This is a genomic window from Streptomyces sp. NPDC048192, assembly GCF_043202415.1.
GTDB lineage: Bacteria > Actinomycetota > Actinomycetes > Streptomycetales > Streptomycetaceae > Streptomyces.
This window is the reverse complement of record NZ_JBIDAL010000038.1, coordinates 1-8,084: the sequence shown is the minus strand read 5'-3', so window position 1 is coordinate 8,084 and position 8,084 is coordinate 1. Positions and strand designations below refer to the sequence as shown.

General features: G+C 67.3%; 7 protein-coding genes and 2 pseudogenes. 4 read left to right on the top strand and 5 right to left on the bottom strand.

Annotated elements, in window-relative coordinates; genetic code table 11:
* Positions 1–147: 147 nt before the first annotated feature.
* Positions 148–363: pseudogene (locus ACGFZN_RS39840) on the bottom strand (transposase); the annotation flags it as partial.
* A gap of 89 nt (positions 364–452) precedes the next feature.
* Here ACGFZN_RS39840 and ACGFZN_RS39835 point away from each other — a divergent pair.
* Together ACGFZN_RS39835 and ACGFZN_RS39830 are read left to right on the top strand one after the other, a co-directional pair.
* Positions 453–704, top strand: coding sequence for a hypothetical protein (locus ACGFZN_RS39835; RefSeq protein WP_393863382.1), 252 nt, complete (start codon positions 453–455; stop codon positions 702–704).
* Between the two features lie 434 nt (positions 705–1,138).
* Entirely contained in the window at positions 1,139–1,396 is a 258-nt protein-coding gene (locus ACGFZN_RS39830; protein ID WP_393863381.1) for a hypothetical protein, read from the top strand.
* A 222-nt stretch (positions 1,397–1,618) separates the two neighbouring features.
* Here ACGFZN_RS39830 and ACGFZN_RS39825 read toward each other — a convergent pair whose 3' ends face one another.
* On the bottom strand, positions 1,619–2,524 hold the full coding sequence (locus ACGFZN_RS39825; protein ID WP_393863380.1) for an oxidoreductase: 906 nt from the start codon (positions 2,522–2,524) through the stop codon (positions 1,619–1,621).
* A 62-nt stretch (positions 2,525–2,586) separates the two neighbouring features.
* Between ACGFZN_RS39825 and ACGFZN_RS39820 the strand changes: the two genes are divergently transcribed.
* Entirely contained in the window at positions 2,587–3,180 is a 594-nt protein-coding gene (locus ACGFZN_RS39820; RefSeq protein WP_393863379.1) for a TetR/AcrR family transcriptional regulator, read from the top strand.
* Between the two features lie 177 nt (positions 3,181–3,357).
* On the opposite strand, the pseudogene ACGFZN_RS39815 reads toward ACGFZN_RS39820, so the two are convergent.
* The 3 genes and pseudogenes from ACGFZN_RS39815 to ACGFZN_RS39805 form a co-directional block, all read right to left on the bottom strand.
* A pseudogene (locus ACGFZN_RS39815) lies at positions 3,358–3,642 on the bottom strand (helix-turn-helix domain-containing protein); the annotation flags it as partial.
* Between the two features lie 152 nt (positions 3,643–3,794).
* Positions 3,795–4,682, bottom strand: a complete 888-nt coding sequence (locus tag ACGFZN_RS39810) for an MBL fold metallo-hydrolase (RefSeq protein WP_393863378.1) — start codon at positions 4,680–4,682, stop codon at positions 3,795–3,797.
* Positions 4,683–5,153: 471 nt separating this feature from the next.
* On the bottom strand, positions 5,154–6,539 hold the full coding sequence (locus tag ACGFZN_RS39805; RefSeq protein ID WP_393863377.1) for an FAD-dependent oxidoreductase: 1,386 nt from the start codon (positions 6,537–6,539) through the stop codon (positions 5,154–5,156).
* A gap of 73 nt (positions 6,540–6,612) precedes the next feature.
* Between ACGFZN_RS39805 and ACGFZN_RS39800 the strand changes: the two genes are divergently transcribed.
* Positions 6,613–7,551, top strand: coding sequence for a cupin domain-containing protein (locus ACGFZN_RS39800; RefSeq protein ID WP_393863376.1), 939 nt, complete (start codon positions 6,613–6,615; stop codon positions 7,549–7,551).
* The last annotated feature ends 533 nt before the right edge of the window (positions 7,552–8,084 follow it).

Sequence of the window (8,084 nt, the reverse complement as noted above, 5' to 3'; positions counted from 1 at the left end):
CGCGCCCCACGGCGGCGCGCGGCGCGGCGGCTGCCCGCCGCCCTGCCCGGGCCGGAGTGTTCCCCGGTCTTGGGCACCGCCCCGGCCGAGGACGCGCTGTGGACGTTCACGTATTTGGTTCTGGCCGCGATGCCGTGAATCCTCAGGTCACGCTTGAAGCAGGATGCGGGTGCGGAGGAGGCGGAACGAGGCACGGCCATACATGGCTCTCTTGATGGTCTTGATGCGATTGACGTGGCCTTCGACGATGCCCGAGCTCCAGGGCAGGGTGAGGCCGGCGGTGACGGCGTCGAGGTCGAGGCAGATGCTCTGCGCGAAGGAGAAAACGGGGGCCGGTGCGTCGCGTTCGGCCTCGCGCACCCATGATCAGCATCCACTGCGAGCACGGCGTGCTGGAAGCCGTCGGGCTTGGGCGGCCGTCGCTGTAGACGGATCGGGTGCTGTTCCGGGGTGTGGACGTGTTCGCGCTTGCTGCGCGCGAGGTTGTCCGGCGCGTCGGTGAGTTCACCGCGATCGTAGAAGATCCCGACGACGCTGCTTCGTTCATCGCCCCTGACTTGCTGCTGAGTTTCTGGCGTCCGTTCGCAGCCAACAACGAGCCGGAGGAGGAGCAGGGCTACTACTTCAGCTCGGTCCTGCTGGGCCGGCCTGGCTACTACGACACCCCAGCTCAGGCAGCGGAGCGACGTCAGCACAGTTCGTGACGGGCCGGTTCGGGAGGGCGGCAGGGCTTCTCGGTCTCTCACCGGGTGGGGGGTGTGCCGGCCGGGGCCGTCAGTGCCGGGCGGCGGCTGGCGAAGCGGTGAGCTGGCCGGTAGCGCCGGAAGGCGTCGGTCTGCGCTCATCGACGGCGTGAGGTTGTCGACCTCGGCTGTCTGCCACCGAATGCGGCGAAGCGTGTAAGCGAAGCTGAAAATTGTCGTCCCGGCGATGTCACGCTGACGAGTGCTCGTTGCACTACCTGGTGTACGTGGTGTTCCGAGCAGCTCTGAGCGGATGGAGACGTGGCCGCATGGACCCGATATGGACGGGGGCACTCGCGTCGCTTGTGCCTGTGACCACTCGACTGTGTTACCAGTGGATCAGGAGCCGTACCGCGGTACGAACGCGCATTGGGCCTGGCCGCGGGAGACCAGCCATGAACGACGACACCGGCACGGAATTCAGCCACACCGACGAGGACCTCTTGCTCGACCGACTCCTGGCACGAGCTGACGAGGCGGTACTGAAGTCCCTGGAGACAGCGCTGCAGCATGAAGTCGGACTGACCCAGATCTTCCAGTCGTCCCCTTCACGCGCCACGCGTCGACGCAGTGGCACACGGCCGCGCGTGACGCCGAAGCGCCCACCCCAGGACGCTATCACTGACCAACAGCGTGGATCCCAACGCCCCTGAAGACGCGAAGAGACCCGCCGATGTCCAAGCGGCAGGGACTGCCAGTCAGCGGAACAGCCTCCCCAGCCTGCTTGGCCGGTCTCTGAGCAGCGCGACGGCTTACGACCTCCACGCCTCCGACGGCCTGGCCGGTCACCCGGCGCCAGCACGAACAGGGCGTCCGTGTCTTGAGGCGGCGCCGCGCGCACCGGGAGCAGGGCGCGGGGGTGCACCTCCCGGCCGTCAGCCGACAGGGAAGGACGTGGCCGTCAGCCGTTCGGACAGGTCCCACAGTTCGGCGGCCAAGCCGGTGTCCTGGGCGGTGGCGCTGCGGGAGACCAGGGTGGGCCGGCCGCGCTGTCCGCCCCGGCCGTCGGGCCCGACGTAGCTCGCTCCGGGCAGGTCCCGGACGGCCGCGAAGAGGGTCGACTGCGCCCCGTCGGTCCCGCTCTGCATGACGAGTCGGCCCGCGATCGCCGCCACCGCCTTCATGGCCGGGCGCAGATGCCGGTTCAAGCCGGTCGTGGCCGCCCCTGGGTGTGCGGCCAGCGCCCGCACCTCGGAGCCCGCCGCGGTCAGCCGGCTCTGCAGTTCCAGGGTGAACAGCAGATTGGCGAGCTTGGACTGACCGTACGCCGCGGCGGCGCGGTAGCGCCGGTGTTCCCAGTTGGGATCGGTGAGGTCCAGGGAGGCGCTCTTGTGAGCGTTGGAGGCGATGGTGACCACCCGGTCGGTGATCCTCGGCAACAGCAGGTTGGTGAGGGCGAAGTGGCCCAGGTGGTTGGTGCCGAAATGGGTCTCGAATCCGTCCGCGGTCCGACCGAGTGGCACGTTCGCCACACCAGCATTGTTGATCAGGATGTCGACCGGACGGTCGATAGACGCCGCGAACGCGCGGACGGACGCGAGGTCGGCCAGGTCAAGTGAACGCAGTTCGGTCGCACCGGGCAGTTGCGCGGCGGCCGGGCGAGCACGGGCGACGTCTCGCACTGCCATGATCACGTGAGCCCCCGCCTGAGCGAACGCACGGGCCGTTTCCAGGCCGATACCGCTGTTCGCGCCGGTGATGATCACCGTGCGTCCGCTCTGCGGGGGAAGCTCGCCGACCGTCCAAGGGGTGGCACCGAGCGAGAAGGGTGAGCTGGTCATGCCCCCCAATGTATTCATTGGGCACATTGTAGTCAATGAATACATTGAGCTAGGGTGTCCCCATGACCGAGGCCCGTCCCTACCACCACGGCAACTTGCGCAGCACCCTCCTCCGGGAAGCAGAAAGCGTTCTGACAGAACGCGGCATCGAGGGGTTGTCGCTACGTGAACTGGCACGTGCAGCGGGGGTGAGCAACAGCGCCCCCCGTCGCCATTTCGCCGACAAGACCGCGTTGTTGGACGCGCTCGCCGAAGAGGGTTACGAGCGGCTGGGGCGCAGGCTCGACGCGGCCCTGGGGGCTGCCGAGGGCGACATCACCGAACGGCTCGTCGTCTTCGCCCGCACCTACGTCGAGTTCGGCGTCGAACACCGCGCACTGCTGGGCCTGATGCACCGCCCAAAGACCGAAGCGCGCAACGGCCGCCTCCTGGCTGCCAACGACCGGGCGTTCGCCGCGCCGCTGCGACTGCTGGCCGAGGCCCGGGACCGGGGTGACATCGAACCGGATACCAGCGGTCGGGTCGACATGACCCTCCTGGCCCTCCTGCAAGGGCTGACCGTGCTCGCCTCCACCGGCATGCACGGCGAACTCCCCCTCGACGCGCTCGTTATCGGTTGTGTCGAGACACTGATCTCCGGTTTGCGGCCACGCTGAGCCTCCTTCGGTTACGAGATGTACGCCGGAGCGCTCACGGCCGGACGACGAAGCCTCCCGGGTGAAGCCAGCATGTTGCGGAGGTCGTGCCGGTGATCGCAGAACCGGTGCCACGTCTCTCGTAGGGAAACCGAGCCGGCGCATCAGCCTCGTTGCGCCCGAGACGCTGTAGGAGGCGTGGAACTTCCTGCCGATCAGTGTGGCCACCCGTGCAGCCGTCCACACCTGGTCCTCGGTCCAGCCACGCACGGCCGGCCCCTGCTCTAGGTACCCGGCGAGCTTCTCCAGACAGCACGGTGACAGGCGACACCGGCCCCCGCTCGGCCCTCGCGAAAGCAGCGCGTCGGCACGGTCTTGCTGCCACAACTGCTGCCACTGGTAAGCCGACTTCACACTCACACGCAGCTGCCGGGCGACCTCAGGCGGTTTGACCTGCTGAGCGAACAGCTCCGCAGCCTGCATCCGCACCGTTTCCCGGTGCCGCCACGCTGCAGGCGTCAGCCCGCCCCCATTCGCATATCTCACGCATCACGGGCTATCGACAACACGAGACCCACATCAGGAAGTCCAGCAAAGATCACCCTAACGGGCCGAGATCAGTATGCGCACGCTGCTCATTCCCTGTTCAGCACTGCGGGGATGTTGACCTGGAAGTGGATGAATTCGTACATGCTGTAATCGGTGTATTCCTTCATCGCGAGCGCCTCGCGGACCTGAGCGGCCGACAGTCCCTTGTCGCGGGCGTCCCGTGCCAGGCTGGTCAGCTTCTCGAGGTAGTTGATCGAGTGCAGGATGTCTGCACGGCGCATAGGCCGGCCGTGGCCCGGCACGATCAGGGTGTCATCGTCGAGGATGTCGTGCAGGCGCCGGTAGGTGACGAGCGCCTCGTGGGCCCGCCCCTCCAACAGCCAGGGGAATGCCGGGGGCGGCGCCTGCAGCATGTTCCCGACGAAGACGATATTGTCTTCCCGTATGCGGACGACCAGGTCGCCGTCGGTTTGGGCGTAGCCGATGTGCTCGATGTCCACATGCTTGCCTCCCAGATCTACGGAGCACGACCCGGAGACCGTAACGTCCGCTGAGCGGGCTACCGCCTCTTCGATGCCGGCGTCCGCGCCGAGCAAGTCGATCATGAAAGCGCGGTCCTGCTCGAAGCGCTCGTCGATCACACGCTTGGTCGCCTCATGGTGAATGATCACCGTCTGCGACGGAAAGGCGAAATTTCCGAAGCAATGATCACCGTGGAAACTGGTGTTGACCAAGAACCGAATGGGCAGCGCGGTCACTTTACGCACCTCGCCGATGACCTGGGACGCCAAACGGCCGTTACTTAGCGATTCGACCGCCAGCACTCCCGAATCACCCACGATGAACCCGGCGTTGGTCGCGGTGTGGTCGGTGTCGTCGACGTCTGTCGCCATGACTGCGTATACGCCGTCAGCGAGTTTGCGCGCGCGCATCTGGACATCGGCAAGTTCGAAAGGTCTGTTCTTCTGCTGCATGGCTCTTTCTCTTCTGGAAGACGGGACGACTGGTCGGCCTCGTTCAGCGCCTGCGGCTTGAGGCACGCCTTCGTTCGCACGGGGGGCTGAGCCGGACAATGGTCAGGAGCGCCCTGGTGCCTGGTGTGCGAGTAGGTGGGTGATGGAGGTGGTGAGCGCTGCGCCTGGCAGTCGGCGTCGCCGGCGTGCACGTCGTAGATCACGAACGTCGACTGGCGGCCGCGGAGTGACGCGATGGCTTTCCGCTCCTTCTGGACCCTCTCTCATCGGCTTGGGCCTTTCCTCGACGTATGCACGGGTGCCCTTCGCTCTTCGCGCCTGTCCTATTTGTCTCATGGTCGTACGGCAGTTGCATCCCGCTCCGACGCGGCCTTCCGTCGATGCCACGTGAAGGGCGTTGAGGCATGCGACCTGGGCCTGGTTGCACGACGTGCCTGGGTAGAGGCCCGTCGTGTGCGCTGCTGGACAGGTTCAGGAGAGGACCTTGTCGAAGACCTCGTTGAGGGCTTCGGTCGAGCTCGGGTGGGTGTAGATGGAGTCGCGGACCTGCGTGGCCGTGATGTTGTGCCGCATGGCCAGCGCGACGGTGTTGATGATCTCCTGCGCGTCGATGCTGAGCAGAGCGGCTCCGAGAATCAGGTCGGTGTCCGAGTCCACGATGAACTTCATGACGCCGCGGGTTTCCTCGACGGTGTAGGCGCGGGGCATGGCCACGATGTCTGCGACCTTTTCCCGCGAGACCTTGATGCTGAATCCTTGCGCACGCGCCTGGCTCTCGGTCAGTCCCACCGTGGCGAGCGGGGGGGTGATGAACAGGGTGTGGGGCACTGCCCTGCGGTCACGCGTGGTGCGCTTGCCTTCACCCAGGAGCTGGTCCAGGACGATGCGCGCGTCGTCCAGGGAGATGTAGGTGAACTGCTCGCCGCCGTTGACGTCGCCGAGTGCGTAGATGTGCGGTTGGCTGCTGCGCAGGTACTCGTCCACCACAATCGCGCCGTTGGGCGCGGTCCGTACACCGGCGGCGTCGAGCCGGAGGCGGTCCGTGACGGGTCGGCGCCCGGTGGCGGGCAGCAGTGCGGAGGCCTCGACGGTGTGTGTCCGCCCGTCCTTCTCGTATACGACCGTTGAGACGGCGCCGCTGTCGCGCACCTCGGTGACCTTCGCGGCGGTGATGACGCGGATGCCATCGCCGGTGAGGATCTCCTCGACGGACTGGGCGATGTCCTCGTCCTCCCGTGGCAGGAGCCGGCCGGCTGCTTCGAGGACCGTGACCTCGGTGCCGAAGTGCCGGTAGATGCCCGCGAACTCCAGGCCGAGGTATCCGCCTCCGAGGACGACGAGCCGCTCGGGCAGGTTCTGTGTGCGGGTGAGTTCCGTGCTGGAGACCAGGTGGGAGCTGCCCGCGAGGCCGGGCATCGGGGGGAGCACCGGCTCGGATCCGGTGTTGACCAGGATCGTGGGGGCGGTGACCGTGATGAGGTCCGGTCCCTCTCCGACGGAGACGGTGTGCGGATCGACGAACCGGGCCGTGCCGGTGATGACTGTCGCGGTGTCCTTGCCGTTCAGAGCCTCGAAGTTGCCGGCGCGGAAGGCACTGGTCAGCGCGCGGACGCCGGCGATCGAGTGGGCGAAGAACTCCTGCGCGTCGTCCTTGAGGCGCTTGGTGTTCGCGTAGTGGACGAGCATTTTGGTCGGTACACAGCCGACGTTCGGGCAGGTCCCGCCGTACATGTTCTCGGACTGCTCGATCAGGACCACTCGGCGGCCGGCGTCGGCAAGCACACGGGCGGCGGTCTTGCCACCCTTGCCGAAGCCGATGACCAGAATATCCGCGGTGAGTGCTGTGGTGATCTCCATGTGACGAGTCTGCGGCGCGGCCGCTGATTCAACTAGACTCGATCGTCTCGCTTTCCTGCCCGAAAGTCTCATCATGGACTCAGTCAGCCGACTGCTGCGCATGGCCCGCCTCCAGGCCGGCCTCGACAAGCGCTGCCTGCTCGGAGCCGGTACCCGGATGGATGTGCCGGCATACGGGCAGATGGAGGCACCCTTCCACGTGCTACTGGACGGCGCATGCCGACTGCAGGTGGGCACGGTCCTGCTCGACCTGCACCCCGGAGATGTGGTGATGATCCCGAGCGGCGCTCCGCACCGGGTGACCACTGACGGCGAAGCCGGCCCGACGGGGACGACGGAGACCGCTGGCGACGTGTTCGTGACCACGCGAAGCGAGCACGGCGGCAAGCCCGTCATCGACCTGTTCTGCGGGCACTACACCTTCGACGCCGGCGCGGGCTCGCTGCTGTTCGCAAGCCTGCCCGATCCGGTGCATGTCTCCTTCGGGCAGTCGGCCGAGAGCGACGAGGTGCTGCGCATGCTGAGCGCCCTGATGCGCGGTGAGGCGCGGCGCGAGGGCGAGGGCACCGCGGCGATCCTCTCTGCTCTGTGCACCGTGCTGCTGGCGATGGTGCTGCGCACCTCGCGGGGCGACACCACGCAGGCCACCCTGTGGACCGCGGCGGCCGACGGCCGCATCGCGTCGGCCGTCGAGGGCATGCTGAACGATCCAGGAGCCGACTGGACGATCGAACGGCTCAGCCGCGCGGCCGCCATGTCCCGTGCCACCTTCCTGCGCCATTTCACCCGAGACACGGGAACGACCGTGGGCGCCTTCCTTGCGCGGGCGCGGCTGATGGCCGCAGCGGAACTGCTCACCACCACCGACGCAACCGTCGCGAGTGTCGCCGGCCAGGTCGGCTACTCCTCCGAGTCCGCGTTCTCACGGGCCTTCCGGGCGCATCTCGGCACGACACCCGCCCGCTTCCGGCGCGAGAGACCGCCGGTACCAGGAGCAACGAAGACCGGATGACTGTAGGTGGGGCGGGGCATACTCCCCCGTGGCGGGGCCGGGCGGGGCCGGGCGGGGCCGGGCGGGGCGGGGCGGGGCGGGTTGATGGTGGCCCAGCAGCCGACGTGCGGGCGGACCTCCGGCAAGACTTCGTCGCAGAGAATTGTTGGGTCGGACCCGAGCCGCCGCCAGGATTGCTCCCGGTGGGTTGCCTCGGCCCGCCCGCCGAACCCGGCGGGTGCCGATAATTCATCCGCCCAGATCTGACCCTTGATCCCCACGCACCGACCGTGTCCGCTGATCGCGCGCGCTCCGGCGTCTGCTGCCGCTGAGCAACCGCGACAAAGACGTTGAGGTCCTCGCCCTGTGTGCTACCAATCCGCCACTTGCCGCATATCCATCCATCCAATGTGCCTCGCGCACCACGACCCGGCGAACAGCCCTGACGGAGCACTACTGGGCATCGAGCGTCGTGAAGAGGCTGTTGAGGCCCTCCGCCAGCAACGGGTGCGTGAAAATGGCGTTCGCCATGGCGGTGTACGGCAGCTTGCCCA

What these genes read in the sequence shown, in the direction of transcription:
- ACGFZN_RS39830 (WP_393863381.1), top strand. Translation starts at nt 1,139, where the DNA reads ATGAACGACGACACCGGCACGGAATTCAGCCACACCGACGAGGACCTC.
- ACGFZN_RS39825 (WP_393863380.1), bottom strand. Translation starts at nt 2,524, where the DNA reads ATGACCAGCTCACCCTTCTCGCTCGGTGCCACCCCTTGGACGGTCGGC.
- ACGFZN_RS39820 (WP_393863379.1), top strand. Translation starts at nt 2,587, where the DNA reads ATGACCGAGGCCCGTCCCTACCACCACGGCAACTTGCGCAGCACCCTC.
- ACGFZN_RS39810 (WP_393863378.1), bottom strand. Translation starts at nt 4,682, where the DNA reads ATGCAGCAGAAGAACAGACCTTTCGAACTTGCCGATGTCCAGATGCGC.
- ACGFZN_RS39805 (WP_393863377.1), bottom strand. Translation starts at nt 6,539, where the DNA reads ATGGAGATCACCACAGCACTCACCGCGGATATTCTGGTCATCGGCTTC.
- ACGFZN_RS39800 (WP_393863376.1), top strand. Translation starts at nt 6,613, where the DNA reads ATGGACTCAGTCAGCCGACTGCTGCGCATGGCCCGCCTCCAGGCCGGC.